Below are 724 nucleotides of genomic sequence, written 5' to 3'. Positions count from 1 at the left end.
GAGCAATGCGATAGGATTCGTATCGCGCCTTCATGTCTGCCGCGATCAGCGCGTCGGTAACGTGCTCCACGAAGTATTTCTGACGTACCGGCCATAGCTTCGCGTTCAGCTCTTGCTTGATCGGTGTCATGTGCCGCTGCAGTGTGTAGCGGACAAAGGCGGTTGACTGCTGCTCGATGCCGGTGCCGAACGAGGTAGATTTGCTGGTGTGGCCAATCATGTGCGGCGGAACGCCGAGAATGGCGCAGATTTCTTCCACCGTGAACAGGCGAGTCGCCAGCACTTCAGCATCCTTGGCGTTCACGGACAACTGCGCCGGCTCAAGGCCGCCTGTCAGAATCAGTGGGCCGCGGCCGCCGTTCTGCACACGCCCCAGGAGCGAAGCTTTCAGCTGCTCAAGCTGCGCTTTGTCCAGTCGGGCCGCGGTCTTCAGCGCGTAGTCGAATGCGCCACCGCCGGCGAAGAACTTGCCGGTGAATTCCTGTGCTGACAGCGCGTTGCCCACCGCTTCTCTTGCTGCATACGTGATCGGTGACGGACTGCACAAGCCGTCATAGCCCGGACTGGTCAAGTGGATTACATCTGCCCTGTCCAACACATATGAACCGGTGCCGTCCAGCGGGGTGACTTGATACAGCACTTGGGACCGATTGTTCGGATTGCGGAACGACTGCCACTCCTGACGCAGCAATGGCTTCCATCCGATTACGCGATTGCTGTTAGG

1 protein-coding gene is annotated in these 724 nt (G+C 59.3%); it reads right to left on the bottom strand.

What is annotated here, in order from left to right; translation table 11 throughout:
• A partial coding sequence (locus AB4Z32_RS27530; protein WP_442124991.1) for a phage portal protein occupies window positions 1-691 on the bottom strand: 691 nt, incomplete at its 3' end.
• Between the last annotated feature and the right edge of the window lie 33 nt (window positions 692-724).

Source organism: Massilia sp. 2TAF26, from assembly GCF_052115005.1.
In the GTDB taxonomy this organism is placed as follows: domain Bacteria; phylum Pseudomonadota; class Gammaproteobacteria; order Burkholderiales; family Burkholderiaceae_D; genus Telluria.
Note: the sequence above shows the minus strand (reverse complement) of the source record. Positions and strands in the feature narration are given on the sequence as shown.